This window comes from Flavisolibacter ginsengisoli DSM 18119 (assembly GCF_900129295.1).
GTDB lineage: Bacteria > Bacteroidota > Bacteroidia > Chitinophagales > Chitinophagaceae > Flavisolibacter > Flavisolibacter ginsengisoli.
In genome coordinates this window covers 13,336-30,325 of sequence record NZ_FQUU01000008.1, presented here as the reverse complement: position 1 = coordinate 30,325, position 16,990 = coordinate 13,336, and the positions used below count along the sequence as shown (strand labels likewise).

15 protein-coding genes and 1 riboswitch are annotated in these 16,990 nt (G+C 40.5%); of the genes, 8 read left to right on the top strand and 7 right to left on the bottom strand.

All coding sequences use genetic code 11. From position 1 onward, the window contains the following. Positions 1–14 precede the first annotated feature (14 nt). Positions 15–641, top strand: a complete 627-nt coding sequence (locus tag BUA53_RS10490) for a 4'-phosphopantetheinyl transferase family protein (protein WP_072835332.1) — start codon at positions 15–17, stop codon at positions 639–641. A gap of 60 nt (positions 642–701) precedes the next feature. Here BUA53_RS10490 and BUA53_RS10485 read toward each other — a convergent pair whose 3' ends face one another. Then, positions 702–2,000 (bottom strand): DUF2130 domain-containing protein, encoded by a 1,299-nt coding sequence (locus BUA53_RS10485; protein ID WP_072835331.1) that lies wholly within the window; start codon positions 1,998–2,000, stop codon positions 702–704. Between the two features lie 211 nt (positions 2,001–2,211). After that, a riboswitch (SAM riboswitch) is annotated at positions 2,212–2,349 on the top strand. Between the two features lie 181 nt (positions 2,350–2,530). Between BUA53_RS10485 and BUA53_RS10480 the strand changes: the two genes are divergently transcribed. The 4 genes from BUA53_RS10480 to BUA53_RS10465 all read left to right on the top strand — a co-directional run bounded on the left by BUA53_RS10480 (position 2,531) and on the right by BUA53_RS10465 (position 7,622). Further along, complete coding sequence (locus tag BUA53_RS10480; protein ID WP_072835330.1) at positions 2,531–3,724, top strand: trans-sulfuration enzyme family protein; 1,194 nt, start codon at positions 2,531–2,533, stop codon at positions 3,722–3,724. Between the two features lie 198 nt (positions 3,725–3,922). Further along, the gene (locus BUA53_RS10475; RefSeq protein ID WP_072835329.1) at positions 3,923–5,242 is read left to right on the top strand and encodes an O-acetylhomoserine aminocarboxypropyltransferase/cysteine synthase family protein; all 1,320 of its coding nucleotides are present in this window, start codon (positions 3,923–3,925) and stop codon (positions 5,240–5,242) included. Between the two features lie 48 nt (positions 5,243–5,290). Then, a complete protein-coding gene (locus tag BUA53_RS10470) occupies positions 5,291–6,373 on the top strand; it encodes a homoserine O-acetyltransferase family protein (protein ID WP_072835328.1) in 1,083 nt (360 codons plus the stop codon). Further along, positions 6,360–7,622: a homoserine dehydrogenase gene (locus BUA53_RS10465; RefSeq protein WP_072835452.1), complete on the top strand. Its 1,263-nt coding sequence runs from the start codon at positions 6,360–6,362 to the stop codon at positions 7,620–7,622. The genes BUA53_RS10470 and BUA53_RS10465 overlap by 14 nt, the downstream gene beginning before the upstream one ends. A gap of 46 nt (positions 7,623–7,668) precedes the next feature. On the opposite strand, the gene BUA53_RS10460 is transcribed toward BUA53_RS10465, so the two are convergent. Next, positions 7,669–8,169, bottom strand: a complete 501-nt coding sequence (locus BUA53_RS10460) for a hypothetical protein (RefSeq protein ID WP_072835327.1) — start codon at positions 8,167–8,169, stop codon at positions 7,669–7,671. 359 nt (positions 8,170–8,528) lie between these two features. Beyond that, on the bottom strand, positions 8,529–8,840 hold the full coding sequence (locus BUA53_RS10450; RefSeq protein WP_072835325.1) for a hypothetical protein: 312 nt from the start codon (positions 8,838–8,840) through the stop codon (positions 8,529–8,531). A 186-nt stretch (positions 8,841–9,026) separates the two neighbouring features. On the opposite strand from BUA53_RS10450, the gene BUA53_RS10445 reads away from it, so the two are divergent. The 3 genes from BUA53_RS10445 (at position 9,027) to BUA53_RS10435 (ending at position 12,145) form a co-directional block, all read left to right on the top strand. Next, positions 9,027–10,004 carry a phosphatase PAP2 family protein gene (locus BUA53_RS10445; RefSeq protein WP_072835324.1) on the top strand — a complete coding sequence of 326 codons (978 nt, stop codon included), beginning with the start codon at positions 9,027–9,029 and terminating at the stop codon, positions 10,002–10,004. Positions 10,005–10,071: 67 nt separating this feature from the next. Next, a complete protein-coding gene (dgt, locus tag BUA53_RS10440; protein WP_072835323.1) occupies positions 10,072–11,451 on the top strand; it encodes a dGTP triphosphohydrolase in 1,380 nt (459 codons plus the stop codon). A 478-nt stretch (positions 11,452–11,929) separates the two neighbouring features. Continuing rightward, complete coding sequence (locus tag BUA53_RS10435; protein ID WP_072835322.1) at positions 11,930–12,145, top strand: hypothetical protein; 216 nt, start codon at positions 11,930–11,932, stop codon at positions 12,143–12,145. 1 nt (position 12,146) lies between these two features. Here BUA53_RS10435 and BUA53_RS10430 read toward each other — a convergent pair whose 3' ends face one another. From BUA53_RS10430 to BUA53_RS10415, 4 genes are all read right to left on the bottom strand, one after another. After that, positions 12,147–13,022: a sugar phosphate isomerase/epimerase family protein gene (locus BUA53_RS10430; protein ID WP_072835321.1), complete on the bottom strand. Its 876-nt coding sequence runs from the start codon at positions 13,020–13,022 to the stop codon at positions 12,147–12,149. A gap of 23 nt (positions 13,023–13,045) precedes the next feature. Beyond that, a complete protein-coding gene (locus BUA53_RS10425; protein ID WP_072835320.1) occupies positions 13,046–13,675 on the bottom strand; it encodes a gluconate 2-dehydrogenase subunit 3 family protein in 630 nt (209 codons plus the stop codon). Positions 13,676–13,727: 52 nt separating this feature from the next. Continuing rightward, positions 13,728–15,191, bottom strand: coding sequence for a Gfo/Idh/MocA family protein (locus BUA53_RS10420; protein ID WP_072835319.1), 1,464 nt, complete (start codon positions 15,189–15,191; stop codon positions 13,728–13,730). Between the two features lie 70 nt (positions 15,192–15,261). Then, positions 15,262–16,941 (bottom strand): GMC oxidoreductase, encoded by a 1,680-nt coding sequence (locus tag BUA53_RS10415; RefSeq protein ID WP_072835318.1) that lies wholly within the window; start codon positions 16,939–16,941, stop codon positions 15,262–15,264. Positions 16,942–16,990: the final 49 nt, after the last annotated feature.

Sequence of the window (16,990 nt, the reverse complement as noted above, 5' to 3'; positions counted from 1 at the left end):
CGATTTTTGAAACAATGCCCATTTTTTATCAACAGGATATTGATACATACACCAGGCTGGCCATTTGGAAGTTGGAAGAGGCTGAAGATTTCTTTTTAAAAGCCGTGCCCCTTCAGCGCGAAATTACACATCCGCATAAGCGCTTGCAACACCTGGCAGGCAGGTGGTTACTAAAATACCTATTCCCGGAATTTCCGCTGGAATTGATCCGCATTGCTGATACCAGGAAACCTTTCCTGGAAAATGAAATCTATCACTTTTCCATATCACACTGTGGTGATTATGCGGCAGTCATTGTCAGTGAAAAATGCAGGGTAGGGGTTGACATTGAAATACCAACCCAGAAGGTAGAGCGCATTAAACACAAATTCCTTCACAGGGAGGAACTGGAATTTTTGAAACATAAGGGTATGGAGAGCATTGTTCCATTAACCCTAATGTGGTCCTGTAAAGAAGCAGTATTTAAATGGTGGTCTTATGGGAATGTGGATTTCAGTGACCAGATAAGGCTGTTGCCTTCAGATCTTAAAGTCAAAGGTTCAATAAATGCCTGTTTTATTGAAAAAGAAAGCTATGATCTTTCGCTTCATTATAACTTATTTGAAGATCTTTGCCTTGCCTGGGTAAGCACAGGTTTTTGAATCATCAAAAGGTCTCCCATATTGACCCTGATGCTGGAAAAGTATCGGTACTAAATAGTATTATTTTACCAGTAATTTCTGATCTGATTCTTCTTCTTCATCAAGTCCATCCTCAAGTAGTGGAATGTTGCCGATAGAAGCGCCTGCAATTCCTTTAATAGAACCATACATTCCGGATGTGCTAAGCAATACTCTTTCTAATTGTTTTTCTCTTTCTTTCCATATCTTTTCCATTTGTATCCTTTCTTTTGATATGGAGTTTTTCATGGAAAGAAATCCTTCTACAATTGTTTCTATTTGTTGGCGAAATTCTATGCCTGTCAGGTAACCATAGAGCATCTGCATTTTCTCGCCCTTATTTTCTTCTGCTTTCTTTGTTTCTGCAATGCGGATAATGGTATGCCTGAGTGCATTGGTAAGCGCCAATACTTCACTGAAGGAACAGATCCATACACCATCCTTTTCTCCGAAGCAGGTCATTTCTTTTGGATAAGCCTGTGTTACCAATATAGCCACATCTGCCTGCTTATTGCGCATATCTGCTTTCAGCTTTTCTATCCAACCATTATTGAATGACTTGGTGCGTTTGCTTTCAAAAATGATCTTGCCGCAATCGTGACCAAGATGATTACGTACAACCTGGATACAATCTGCTCCTTCTACACCTTTGCCCACTTCACCAATGCCATCAAAAGGAAAATGATCTTTCAATATCTCTTCCAGCAATAGTTCCTGCACTTCCCCCTGCAATTGCATGGAACCTTGTTCTGCCTTTCTTTTCATTTCATCTGCCAGCTTTCGTTGATCATCCAGTTGCTTTTCAAGTTCTTTTAGCTTTAGCTGGTATTCGTGTTCGCGGGCTTCATTTTTCTGCGCTTCCATCTTGCGGATCTCGTCTGAAAGCCTTTCTCTCTCTTTTTGCATGGCACGTTTGGCTTCCAGTTCTATTTCTTGTTCTTTCATTTTGAGTGCTTCTTCCTTTTGCAGGTATTCCATTTCCTTCAACCTGGCAGACCTTAGTTTTTCCTCATTATCTTTTGCACTTTGCTGCAGCAGGCGTAACTGGTTTTCGAAATCTGCGGCTATGCTTTTTCGTAATTGCTGATTGATCTCAGTTTCCAGTTTTTGTTTTTCCGCCTGCAACCTTTGTTGGAACAATTCATTTTCTTTCCTTCGCTTTTCTTCAAACAACTTCTGATCTTCCTCAAGCTTTTTCTTTTCAAGGCTTACCTGGTTCCGGGATTGCTGAAGCTGTTTTTCATACTCCTGCCTTATCTTTTGTTCTGCATCGGCAGAAAGCACTTCTTGCACATCAAATTCATTTCCGCAATTAGGGCACTTTATATGATTGGCTGACATCCTCGTATTTTTTTACAAATTAACGGTACTTCCTAAAACATTTAGCATTTTGGGGAAAAATCAAGGAATTGTTATAGCCTCTAAACCATTAGCATATAGAAAAATACCAGTGAAAGAAAGAAAAGGAGATGCCTTTTATAGGCAGACATTTAAAAAAAATTTGCTTGTTAGAAATAATCACTATTATCTTTGCGGCAGTTCTTTTTTAATTTACTTATCAAGAAAGGCTGAGGGATATGGCCCTTTGAAGCCTTGACAACCTGTTCTTTTTTTTATACAACCTGTTTGGATAAAAATGAGAATAAGGTGCCAACTCCATCACGCAGGAAGATTGCGTGACAGATAAGTCAGATAATAGCTTTAAAATTTACTACTGTAAAATATTATAAGCTCTTCTGATCTATCGGGAGAGCTTTTTTTGTGCCCATTAGGCACCGGATAAGCTTTTTCGATAAGCACTTGCCCTCTCTTTCCTGGTAAGCCCTTTAAACAAATTTATTAATCTCCCTGGCAGGGACAAAACCAAAGAGATGAGCAATATAACTGACATCATTCACAGCATTCCGGTAGATCCATTAACAGGCGCTATTTCAGTGCCTATATACCAGACCTCCACCTTTATACAGGAAGCGCCTGGTGTGAATAAGGGTTATGATTATGCACGGAGCGGAAATCCTACCCGCACAGCATTGGAAGACCTCATCGCACACCTGGAAGATGGACAAGTGGGAGCGGCATTTGGCAGCGGCCTTGCAGCGATAGATGCCGTGATTAAACTGTTACAATCTGGCGATGAGATATTAGCTGTAGATGATATTTATGGAGGTGCTTTCAGATTGTTTACCCAGGTTTATCAAAAGTTCGGAATTACTGTAAACTATGTTGATGCAACAAAGGCAGAAAATGTTTTTGATGCCATTACACCAAAGACAAAGCTCATCTGGATTGAAACGCCTACCAATCCAACACTAAAGATTGCTGATATAGCAGCTATCGCCAGGATTGCGAAGTCTTCAGGGTGTTGGCTTTGTGTGGATAACACTTTTGCTTCACCCGCCCTGCAAAAACCTCTTTCGCTGGGAGCAGATATTGTAGTTCATTCAGCCACCAAATACCTGGGGGGGCATAGCGACCTGATTGCAGGGCTGGTAGTTACTAAAGAAAAAGAGTTGGGAGAAAAGATACGGTTCATTCAAAATGCAAGCGGTGCAATTCTTTCTCCATTTGATAGCTGGCTGGTTATTCGTGGCATTGAAACCCTGCCACTTCGTATAAAGCAACACTGCGCTAATGCTCAATTAGTTGCTGAATACCTGGAAGCACATTTGGCTGTCGATAAAGTATTTTATCCTGGATTGCCATCACATGTCAACCATGAAATTGCCAAACAACAGGCAAAGGGGTTTGGAGGAATTGTTTCTTTCAGTTTAAAGAACGATACAGAAGAAGCAGCGGTGAAATTGGTAATCTCAACAAAGCTGTTCAAGCTTGCCGAAAGCCTGGGCGGAGTAAAAAGCCTTTTGTGTCATCCGGCAAACATGACACATAAATCAATACCTGCAGCAAAACGCAGGGCAGCAGGAGTTGCTGATAGCCTTGTGCGATTATCTGTTGGTCTTGAGGATGCAGAGGACCTTATAGCTGACCTTGAGCAGGCATTGAATCAACTTTCCAATACTGAAGGGGTTAGTTCTTTAACAGAAAAAAAGCAAATAGCCATTTAAATATCAAAAATCATTTAGTATAAATTTGTAGTGTCTACATGAACACATTAATACATACAAGCATAAACAAAAGCAAGCTTTCCATAGCTTGTTGTATGTGTTGTATGCCGCAAGGCATACTATAATCTATGGTCCATTGGGCCGTTCCCCGACGCTACTTATATTTTCTTCATCCATCTCACTTAAAAAATTAAAGTTATGAGCAACTTACGCTTCGAAACACTTCAATTACATGCCGGACAGGACATAGATCCTACAACACTTTCAAGGGCAGTACCTATCTACCAGACTACTTCATATGGGTTTAAAAATGCACAACATGCTGCCAACCTTTTTGGACTAAAGGAGTTTGGTAATATATACACCCGTATAATGAACCCAACGACAGATGTATTTGAAAAACGTATAGCTGCTTTGGAAGGCGGTGTAGCTGCGGTAGCTACCAGTTCCGGACAGGCAGCGCAGTTCCTGGCACTCACAAATATTTTGCAATCAGGGGACAACTTCATTACAACAACCTATTTGTATGGAGGCACCTACAACCAATTCAAGGTTTCATTTAAGCGCCTTGGAATAGAAGCACGGTTTGCTAATGGTGATGATGTGGAAAGCTTTGTACCCCTGATAGATAAAAATACAAAGGCTATCTACCTGGAAACTATTGGCAACCCAAGGTTAAATATTCCTGACTTTCAAAAGTTTGCTGACCTTGCAAAAGAGTATGACCTGCCTCTTATAGTTGATAATACTTTTGGTGCAGCAGGCTATTTATTCAAGCCCTTTGAGTGGGGCGCCAATATAGTAGTGGAAAGTGCTACTAAATGGATTGGAGGGCATGGCACCTCTATTGGCGGAGTAATTGTGGACGGTGGTAATTATAATTGGGGTAATGGTAAATTCCCTCAATTCACGGAGCCATCTGAGGGCTATCATGGTTTAAAATTCTGGGATGTATTTGGTGAAGGAAATCCATTAGGCTTACCGAATATTGCATTTGCCATAAGGGCAAGGGTAGAAGGCTTACGTGATTTTGGAACCAGCCAGAGCCCATTCAATTCCTTCCTTTTATTGCAGGGTCTTGAAACCCTTTCGCTACGCCTTGAAAGGCATGTGCAAAATGCACAGGCCCTGGCAGAATGGTTGGAACAACATCCCCTGGTAGAATTTGTTCAATACCCTGGATTAAAAAGCAGTGCTTATCATGAACTGGCCAGGAAATACCTTCCCAATGGATTCGGTGGTATTTTAAACTTTGGTGTGAAAGGTGAAAAGGAAAAAGCTAGCCAGCTCATTGATAACCTGAAGTTGGTCAGCCATCTGGCCAATTTAGGCGATGCTAAAACACTTGCCATTCACCCTGCTTCCACTACCCATGAGCAGCTTAGTGAAGAAGAACAGAAAACGGCTGGAGTAGCGCCAAACCAGGTAAGAATTAGCGTTGGCCTGGAACATATTGAAGATATCAAGGCCGACCTGGAACAAGCATTTCAAAAAGTATTTTCAAAAGAGCTTGCCTGATAAAAAAGCATAAAGCAGGATGCAGTTCATGCATCTTGCTTTTTTAATATGACAAAAACATTTTACTATAAGGATGCATTTATCCTGGAGTCCGGGGAAATATTACCAGGATTCCATCTGGGGTATACAGCACTTGGTACTTTAAATGATAAGGGAGATAATGTTGTATGGATCTTTCATGCGCTTACTGCTAACAGTGACCCCTCTGAGTGGTGGTATGGTTTGGTAGGGGATCAATGTTTATTTGATCCGCAACAGTATTTTATAGTTTGTGTGAACATGCCAGGAAGCTGTTATGGCAGCATTTCTCCGCTCGATATTAATGTTCCTGGAAATGAACCCTATTATCATGATTTTCCCACTTTTACCACAAGGGATATGATAAGGGCTTATGGACATTTGAAAACAGAATTGGGTATACACAGGATTAAGGTTGGCCTTGGTGGCTCAATGGGGGGGCAGCAATTGCTGGAGTGGGCCATTGAAGAACCAGGTTTATTTGAACATATCATTCCCATTGCTACCAATGCCAGGCATTCACCCTGGGGGATAGCCTTCAATGCAACACAACGGTTTTGCATAGAAGGCGATCCCACATGGAAAGAGAAGAATGAGTTAGCCGGCATAAATGGGATGAAGGTTGCAAGAGCTGTAGCCTTATTATCTTACAGGAATTATTATACTTATGGTACATCGCAGCAAGGAGTGCATAATCTTTCTGCATCAACCCCAGGTAAAGAGATTTATAAAGCTGAAACCTACCAGCAACACCAGGGCGATAAACTCGCAAGAAGGTTCAATGCCTTTAGCTACTATTTTCTAAGTAAATCCATGGATTCCCACGATGTAGGAAGGGGAAGGAAATCCATCGAGACAGCACTGCAACAGGTAAGGGCAAAGACTTTGGTGATCAGTATACAATCAGATATTTTATTTCCTCCTGTTGAGCAGGAATTCCTTGCAAGCTATATTCCTTCAGCAGAGCTGGCGATTATTGATTCTCATTATGGGCATGATGGTTTTTTGCTGGAATTTGAAAAGATCACTGATTTGATCATTCCGTTCCTTGGTATTACTAATATAAAATCTAAAGTATTTACACAATTAAATGAAAAGCATGAAGCACGATAAAGTATTACAGATAGGATTATTTGGATTTGGAGTAGTTGGTGAAGGCATCTATAAAGTTTTGCACCAAACCCCCTCTCTAAATGCGCTCATCAAAAAGGTGTGTATCAAGCATGCAGAAAAAGAAAGGAATGCACCTGCTGCTTTGTTTACAACGGACTATGATGAGATATTAAATGATCCGGGAATAGACATTGTTGTGGAATTGATTGATGACGCAAAAGAAGCCTTCACTATCGTAAGAACAGCTCTGAAGAATAAGAAATCTGTTGTAAGCGCTAATAAAAAAATGATTGCTGAACACTTGCCTGAATTATTGCAGTTACAGGAAGAAAATGAAGTTTCCTTTTTGTATGAAGCAGCCGTATGCGGCAGTATTCCCATTATAAGAAACCTTGAAGAATACTATGATAATGATCTATTGCAAAGCATTTGTGGTATTGTAAATGGTTCTACCAATTATATTCTCACGAAGATCATAGATGAAGGACTTACTTATGTCGAGGCGCTTCAAAAGGCCCAGCAATTAGGATTTGCCGAAAGCAACCCGGCACTTGATGTGGAAGGGAAAGATGCTACTAATAAATTGACCATTCTTTTAGCACACGCTTATGGCATCATCACAAGGCCCGAAGAATTATTACATCTTGGGATCACCCGTTTGCATTCCACTGACACACGCTATGCCGAGGAAAAAGCATACCAGGTAAAATTAACAGCACAGGCCTATAAATTGTCCAATGGTAAAGTGGCAGCTTTTGTACTTCCGCAATTTGTAAAAGCAGAAAGTCAATTACATGGAGTAAAGAACGAGTATAATGGAGTAATCATTGAAAGTAAACTGGCAGACAAGCAATTTTTGTACGGTAAAGGTGCCGGAAGGTATCCAACTTCCTCAGCTGTAATAAGCGATATTTCTGCGTTGAGCTATGATTATAAATATGAGTATAAGAAATTGAACCGAAAGGAAAAATATGCTATTACAACAAGCTATTATTTAAAGGTGTTTGTAAGTTTTAATGATTGGTCAGAAGTGAATAAATGGGACTTTGAGCAGGTCTCTGAATTTCACAGTACCGAGAATAGGCAATATCTCCTGGGGCTGATCCATGTTGAAAAATTAAAGAATGCATCCTGGTTTAATGACCCTGCTGTTTCAGTAATCTTATTACCGGAAAGCATTATAGAAAAAGAGGCCATAATTTCCAGTTCATTAAAGAAAGTTAGCCTACAGTTAGCAGGTATTAATTAGGATTAAGGGGTAAGTGAATTTTCAATTTTATTAAGTTCTATTACTGTCAGGAATTAAAGAAATTGGTCAGGTTCAGGCTATCCTTGAGCTCGGTTTCACAGAGTGCCAGTACAATTGTACTGATGCTATTGGCATGATATGCCAGTTGTGTTTTTTTGATTTCAAAAGCCGCCACTTCTAATGCTTTTTCATGGTAATTGCGAATAATACTTTTACCTGCAAGTATGGAAGCAAAAGATTGAAGATAAGTATTGGATGAACGGGCGATTTGCTCTGTTTTCATTTCCTGCAATTCATAAGCGGCGGCATCACGGACGCCACTATTGGAACTTAACAGGTTTTCCTGGGCCAGGGTATGAAACTGGTCGCCAATGCGTAGCGCAAAGATGGAAAGTATCAGGCTATCCAGGAATTCATAATTAATAGCATTGAGTTGAACATCTTTAAAAGTATAAAGACCTTCAATGCCGGATAAAAGCAGTAGCGGATTAATATTCAGTTGCTTTGCTTTTGTGTTTACATTATGTAAGAAAAGCTGCTCGTTCATGAACAATTATTTTGAAGTTTTCAAGGGTTTATGCTAAATGCGCCTACAAGATATTCGATTGTTTCTGTTTGTGCTTTTCTCTAAAATATTTAATACAGAAAAGGTTCAGGTTCAGTTTCTTAAGAATTTTATAAAGCTTTTTTTAAGAACGTTATTTTGGTTTTTTTATTTGATGTTAGGTTGTATCTTCATTCCTCATCAAAGAAAAGGAGGTATTCATGATATCTACAGATTATTCATGGGAACCTTCGGTTAGTTTCGCCTAACCGGGTTGCGCCATTAAAATATCTGATTGACGCTTAAGCGTTAAAAAGCCATCCCGGTAATCAGGATGGCTTTAGTTTTTAATAATCATGTCATTATACATCTGTATCTCTTTCAACTGTTTTGGTTACAGTTACCCTGTCAGTGCTGGTATCAGAGGAACGACTTCTTTCGCCACCTACCAATGCCACAAGTAAAAGGATAAATACAGCAGCTCCTATAATCCATACCCATGGAGAAGTATACCAGTCACCACCACTATTTTGTACATTAATGTCAACCTTTTTGGATGAACTGCTGGTTGTAGAACCTCCACTGTCCTGGGCAAACAATACTACTTGCACTAAAGTGCAAATCATCAATGCGAAGAACATTTTAATGTTCATTGATTTTAATGCATTTTTCATATTAACTGTTTTAAGTTATTTGTTTCACTTATTGATGAGAAACAATTAAGTACTTTCAACAATTGCGCCATGGAAGAAATTACTCATTTTTGAGGGGGCCAGATATGTCCTCAGTCTATTCTAAAATGACGAAATAATATATATCAGTAGTTGAAGAAAATGAACATTCCAAATCCGCTCAGTTACATGTCTTTGTATAAAATGAAAATATATGTCCTGGTCATCACATTGTTTCTGTCTTTTCAATTTGCGAATGGGCAGAACATTTTGGGAACCTGGAAGCAATTGGATAGTTTGAGCATGGTAACCGATACAGCCAAAGAAGGGGTGGGGATGCCAAAAATGGAATACAATACCAACATAAGGATTAACATACCTGGCTATTTTATTCTTTTAGGTAGTGACTTTAAGCAGCAATTGACAGCTCCTTTTCACACCTCGGTAAATACATGGAAAAAAGTAGGCGCTTTTGCTTTATTAACAGGAGCACTTGCCTTTGCAGATGTACCCATACAAAAGCAGGCTTTTCGTATTCGTAATAACAGTGAAGAAGTCAGAAAAGTAAGCCGGTTCATTACCAATTTCGGAGGCCCTTATGAAACGTATACGCTTGCATCATTTGCCGCATATGGATTATTCTTTAAAAAAGAAAAAATACTGAATACAACATTGCTGGCCACACAGGCATATATAACAGGTGGAATGATAGAGTCTATTGCAAAATACCTGTCAGGAAGGCAACGACCTAGTTATTTTGGCGTCGACACTATGGGCACTCCGAGGTTTCATGGACCGATCTCCATTTTAGGAAGGAAATATAATGGACAAACAGTAAGCAGTTCATTTCCTTCAGGGCATACCACCGTAGCATTTGCGGCAGCTACCGTTTTCGCAATAGAATACAGGAATAAGCCCTGGGTGCCTGTTTTAGCATATAGTACAGCCTCTCTTATTGGAATCAGCCGGATCACAGAAAACAGGCATTGGGCAACTGATGTTCTGGTAGGTGCAGCTCTTGGTTATTTAAGTGGCAGGCAGGTAGTTAATAATTATCACCGCTATGCATTTTTAAAAGCTTCAGGAAAAAAGACTCCTCACGTAGTATTTACTTTCCACTATGAATTTGGGCGCTTTATGCCGGGAATAGTGTACCGGATTGAATAGTTGAAAACCTTGAACAATATGGCCACAATCATTTTCCCTGTACATTTACGGCTTTATAATGCCGTAAATGGAATTCCAAAATATATATACTGAGAAGAGGGTAGGGTCTGATAAAATACCAACGGGTGCCAGGTCGGGATTTCAACGAGATTTTGACCGCCTTATTTTCTCCTCTGCCTTTCGAAGACTACAAAATAAAACGCAGGTGTTTCCGCTCCCGGGAACAGCATTCGTCCACAATCGGCTTACTCACAGCCTTGAAGTGGCTAGTGTTGGCAGATCTTTAGGTAAAATGATAGGGGAACGCATCAGCATGGATTATAAGTCTGGCAATGATGATGCCTACGAGTTTTATCGCTATGAATTGGCCAATGTTATAGCTGCTGCCTGCCTTGCCCATGATATTGGAAATCCCGCTTTTGGACATTCAGGTGAAAAAGCTATTTCGTCCTATTTCATTGAGAATGCCCATACACAAATAGAAGGACAGGAACTGATCGGGTTTTTCAATGAAAAGGAGTGGAAGGATCTTACTTCTTTTGAAGGCAACGCAAATGCGGTGCGGGTATTGACGCATAGCTTTAAGGGAAGGTTCCAGGGTGGGTTTGGGTTGACTTATACAACGATTGCTTCCATTTTAAAATATCCTTGTGAATCTACGGCAGTACTCAAAAAATATAAGCACCGCAAGAAATATGGTTTCTTCCAGACCGAAAAGGAAACAGTTGAAAAGATCGCAACTGAATTAGGGATGATACCGGAAACCAATGATCCCATAGTTTATAAGCGGCATCCATTTGTTTACCTGGTAGAAGCTGCAGATGATATCTGTTATAGTATAATTGATATGGAAGATGCACATCGTCTTGGCATTTTGCCTGTAGAAACGGTAAGGGATGCATTTATAGAATTAATAAATGCCATAAAACCAAAGGGGGGAGAAGCTGATAAGACACTTCGGTATTTTAAGGATATTAAAGACACCAATGAGGCCATTGCTTTTGTACGGGCACGTGTTATCAACCTGCTTGCCAATGCTGCGGTGGATGTATTTTATGATAATAAAGAAGCTATACTAAGCGGAACATTTAATGATACATTGATTGATAATATTGAAGGCCGAACAGGCGCTTTAAAAACCATCCAGGATATATCGCTTCATAAGATATATGGGCATGACACAGTGATCCAGGTAGAGATAGCAGGTTATAACGTAATGTCCGGGCTTTTACAATTATTTATACCCGCATTGTTAAAAGAAAAACCTTCACATAAGGAGGAGAAGGTTTTGAAATTATTCCCCTATCAATTTACAGAGTTTAAAGACACCAGCAGTAAATATGAGAAGGTTATGAATGCCCTTGATTATTTAAGCGGCATGACTGATGAATATGCAACTGAGATCTACCGGAGACTCCAGGGGATAAGTATTCCGAGGCATGGGTAGTGCAACCCCCGGAATTAGGTACAGAGAAAATGGCTCGTGCTAAATATGCTGTAATTAATGTAAAAGCAAAAGAGGCATTCTTATGACTTCGCGGGACCTTACTAAAAAGAAAAAGCTTCTGATAAATCAGAAGCCTCTAAGGTTTTCAGATATTGGTGGCTAATTAGTTGTTCAAAGACTTGGATAATGTTTTTACTAGGATAAGGTTTGTATGTACAAGATAGGATGGTAATTGATAACGGAAAACAGGTGTCCTTTCATAAAAGGTATAGTTGCATTTATTCACATCGGGTTTATTGCCGCATTTTAGCCTGTTTTAAGCCCGGCAATTTATTTATCAACATTTAGAATAAAATATTCTGTACCGTATTTTCCACATCATTATAATGCGTTTTTAAACATTGGCCTATCATTCCCTGATATGTACTGGCTTAAATTTTGAAATAAATGGAATGTTTCATTAACCAAATACATTATCATGAAGAATTATTTAATTGTTGGAATGATCGCATTTTTAGCCTCTTGCTCAAATGGAAGCGATTCATCTTCACCAACCACCACCAATGAAGCTTCACCCAATACACCCGTGGAAAATGTAAATGGAAATGTACCAGATACCATTAATAGTATTTCACCTGATACAAGGGATAAGACCAAGATTGACTCCACCTATGTAGATTCTACTAAGAAGTAGCTTAAAGCCTGAACTCCTTTAAGTATTGGGCATCTGCTTTTGCGGCTTCCAGCGGGGTGGTACCTTCATAGCGCTCCTGTTCTACTATAAAATAATCCAATCCTTTTTTTTGTCCTTCTTTAAGGATTTTATGGAAGTCTATTTCTCCTTGCCCCAGTATGACAGAGGCGTCTTTAGCAGAGGCATTCTTTTCCCTGTCTTTAATGTGGCTTAATTTAAATCGGCCTGGGTATTTGTTAAACCAGGTTATAGGATCCTGGCCTGCAGTTACTACCCAGTAAATATCCATTTCAAAATCTACGAGGTCTTTATTGGTATGCTGCATTAAAACGTCCTGGGGCAATTGTCCTTCCTGCGGAATAAAACCATAATCATGGTTGTGGTAGGCAAAACGCAACCCATTTTTTTTACAAACTTCTCCTTTTTGATTGAAGTTCTCTGCAGCTCTCTTAAAATCATCAATGCTTTTCTGTGGACCCAGGTAAGGGCAAATGAGATACTTCATTCCAATGGCAGCTGCTTCAGCTGCCTTGCGATCAAAGTTTTTATTGATATCACAATGGCTTGATATGATCTTCATACCCAGGTCGTCCATTAATCTTTTAAATTCTGTATTGGACATGCCCCAGAACATCCCTTTGTCACCTTCATAGCTTTCTATTTGTTTATAACCATAGGAGGCCACCTTTGTGAGGATGCCTTTAGGATCCGAAGGCAAAACATCTCTCAGGGTATATAGCTGAAGCCCGAAGTTCTCACTAATGGTTTTACTGCTATTAGCAGACTTACAGCCTAAAAGGCCTGAATAGGACCCAAGGACAATGCCCGATCCAATCAATGTGGCGCTTTTAAGAAATTCCCTGCGTTGGTATGGCATAGTGTAGGTTTTATATTTAGAGATCAGGCCCAGGCTTTATCACCTTTTTTGTAAGGGATGCATCCTTCAAATTTGCCTGGAACAGGGTTATATCTCAAAGCTTTGGTAGCGCCGGGCTCCGAAGTAAAATAACCAAGTAATGTCAACTGCTTCATCAATGAAAAATAATGAGGAGACATTTTTTGCTTCTGGTATTTCATATTTCCCTTTGCCAGCTCTTCTCTTTCTTTCTTATCCTCCTTACCATTAAAGTCAGACACTTTTACCTGGTAATCCTTTGCTTCCTTATCAAGGGCGATCAACAGTTCTTTTCTCTGCTCAGGACTGATCTTCATGAAGCTGTTGCTGTATTTTTTCTTACTGGCTTCATTGAGCTTATCCATGCCATCTCTAAAGGTTTTTTGATCACCTTCTTCATAGCAATCATTTACCATCACCGTCATAAACTGGCCCACCTTAGCGGCTTTTGCACCCGGTGTGTTGGTTTGGGGTAAAATGGTTTCTGCTATTTCATCAAGGTAGGCCACATCATCCTGTGACCATTCACCAGGCTTTCCTGTTGAACTCTTGCAACCTGTAAGAAAACTATCTGCACCTACTAAAGTGCCGCCTAAAAGAATGCTGATATATTTTACGGCTTCCCTGCGTTCCATATTGAAAGATTTTAGAGTTTGAATTCGTTTATTATTGATATAAATGATAAGGTTATACTTTCAGGCTGTAGCCCTGCCTGTATTCACGTTTTACAAACTGGTTCACAGCATCGAAATTGGTCACTTTCATATTATCATTATCCCATAACAATTTGATATAACGGCCTGGGAAATCAAAACCTTTCTTATCTGCTTTAGGTACCCTGATGTCAAAGGCCCTGATGGCCAGGTTGGCCATTAATAAAGATTCAGTTAATGGTCCGGCGGATTCAAAAGGAGAGCTTACTTCATTCTTTCCTTTTCCTGCTATACAGGCTTCCACCCATTGTGCATAATGGCCTTCGGCACCGCCCTTCACTCTTGGATATTTCTGTTTCACTTTCACGTGATCTGTACGGGATATAGGAAGAAGCTTGGGGTTGGCTCCATAAGTGCCACACATCATCTTACCCTTTGTGCCAATGAAGAATGTACCATTGCCACCATCACCGAATGTTTCATTAGCGCCCAGTTCTTCGGGACGCTCGGGTTGAATACCGCCATCCATCCAGTGCAGTGTTACATCATGTTTGGTTTTATTGGTTTTGGGATAGTTAAGAATAACATGGCTGGAAGGAGGGCAACTTTCGGGGAAATATCCTCGTTTAAATTCATCAACATATACACTTCCAACAGAAGCCTGTACATCTGTGGCATAACTAAGGTTCAATACACGGAATGCCGGCTCGATGATGTGACATCCCATATCTCCCAATGCACCTGTTCCATAATCCCACCATCCGCGCCAGTTAAAAGGCACCAGTTTGTCTACATAATCTTTATAAGGAGCAGTACCCAGCCACAGGTCCCAGTTCAGTTCTTTTGGTACTTCGGCTTTTTGTGTGGGCCAGGGAATTCCTTGCGGCCATACGGGGCGGTCAGTCCAGCAATAAACAGTATGTACATCACCGATAAGTCCTGCATCATACCATTCCATTAGCTGGCGAACACCATCACCAGAAGCACCCTGGTTACCCATTTGTGTCACTACGTTATAACGTTTGGCTGCCTGGGTCAAAACCCTTGCTTCATATATATCATGCGTTAAAGGCTTTTGTACATACACATGTTTACCCAGTTGCATGGCTGCAAGCGCAGGAGCAGCATGGTTGTGGTCTGGGGTAGATACTGAAACGGCGTCAAAATTCTTTGATTCTTTGTCCAGCATTTCGCGCCAGTCCTTATAATATTTAGCTTTTGGAAAGCTTTTAATTGAATTGGCGGCCCTGCGATCATCAACATCACAGAGAAAAGCAATTTCTGCCTTTCCTGATTTGTAAAAATTCATAATGTCGCTTTCCCCTTTTCCGCCAACACCAATACCTGCTACTATCAGCCGGTCGCTTGGTGCAATAAAACCTTTACCACCCAACACGAATCTTGGCACAATAAAAAATCCTGCGGTTGCTAAAGCCGTATTCTTTATAAAATCCCTTCTTGAATTCTGTTGTGGTAATTCCTCGTTTTTATCAGGCATAGACTAAAAAAATTTATGGTTCAATAGGTTTATATTATGGTTTGTCTGAGCTATATAGTACCGATTGTATTTAGATATTCATCTTTTTCAATTCCTTTACGGCATGATCACAGGCCCTGGCTGTTAATGCCATATAAGTAAGAGATGGATTCACGCAGGAGGCTGATGTCATACACGCGCCATCCGTAACAAATACATTCTGCGCATCCCATACCTGGTTCCATTCATTCAACACTGAGGTCTTGGGGTCTTTTCCCATTCTTGCCGTACCCATTTCATGAATGCCCATGCCCGGGTAATAATCATTGTCATAGGTTGAAACATTCTTTATCCCAGCGGCTTCCAGCATTTCCTTGGCATCATTAGCCATGTCCACACGCATTTTCTTCTCATTATCCTTGATCTCACAGTCTATGGCAAGAACAGGCATGCCCCATTTATCTTTTTTGTCCTTATCCAATGTGATCATGTTTTCATGATAAGGAAGCATCTCCCCAAAGGCTGTCATGCCCATGGTCCATTGGCCTGGTTCGGAGAGTGCATCTTTATATTCTCCGCCAATATTTAATTCGGCTATCTCTCTTGCCCAACCTGAACGTCCGGCGCCACCCTGGTATCCAAATCCACGGATATAATCACGCTTTTCGCCATCCAGGTTCCTGTAACGCACCACGTAAATACCATTTGGTCTTTTTCCATAATAGTATTTGTCCTCATATCCATCTACGCTACCTGAAGCACCAACCCTAAAATGGTGGTCCATTAAATTGTGGCCTAATTCACCACTACTGCTACCCAGTCCACCAGGCCAGATATCCGTGGCTGAATTCATCAATAACCAGGCTGAGTTAAGGGCAGATGCATTGACAAAGACAATCTTGGAAAAATAATCATAGGTCTTATTGTCCATTGCATCCAGGATTCGTACACCTTTTGCTTTTTTAGTGTCCTTATCATAAATGATCTCTTTGGCTATAGAAAAAGGGCGAAGCGTAAGGTTGCCTGTTTTCATGGCAGCAGGCAGGGTAGCTGATTGAGTACTGAAATAGCCTCCAAAAGGACAACCCAGCCAGCATTTATTTCTGTATTGACAATTGGTCCTGTTCTCATGAGGAACCGTAATATTGGCAGTGCGCCCAATGATCATATTACGTTTGCCACCAAAGTTTTGTTTAATGCGGGCCGCTACATCTTTCTCCACGCAATTCATTTCCATAGCAGGCATGAATTTACCATCGGGTAACTGCGGTAAACCTTCTTTAGAACCACTGATTCCTGCAAATGTTTCTGCATAATCGTACCAGGGAGCGATATCCTTATACCGGATAGGCCAATCAATTGCAATGCCGTCCTTGGCATTTGCCTCAAAATCAAAATCACTCCACCGGTAACACTGCCGTCCCCACATCAGCGATCGTCCGCCAACATGATAACCTCTGTACCAGTCAAAACGCTTTACCTCTGTATAAGGACATTCCTTGTCTTTTACCCACCAGTTAAGGTTCATTTCATTCAGCGGGTAATCTCTTTTCAATACAGGATAGTCTTTTATCATTTCCTGTGTCCGTCCGCCACGATGAGGAAATTCCCAGGGAGCTTTATTGGTACTAACGTAGTCTTTTATATGCTCTATATTTTCTCCACGTTCCAGCAATAAAACCTTCAAACCTTTTTCGGTTAGTTCTTTTGCGGCCCAGCCGCCACTGATCCCGGAACCTACCACGATGGCATCATACGTATTGTCAGGCATAAAATCTTTTTAGGGTTTTCGTTTTTAAGAATAGAGTATATCGAGAAAT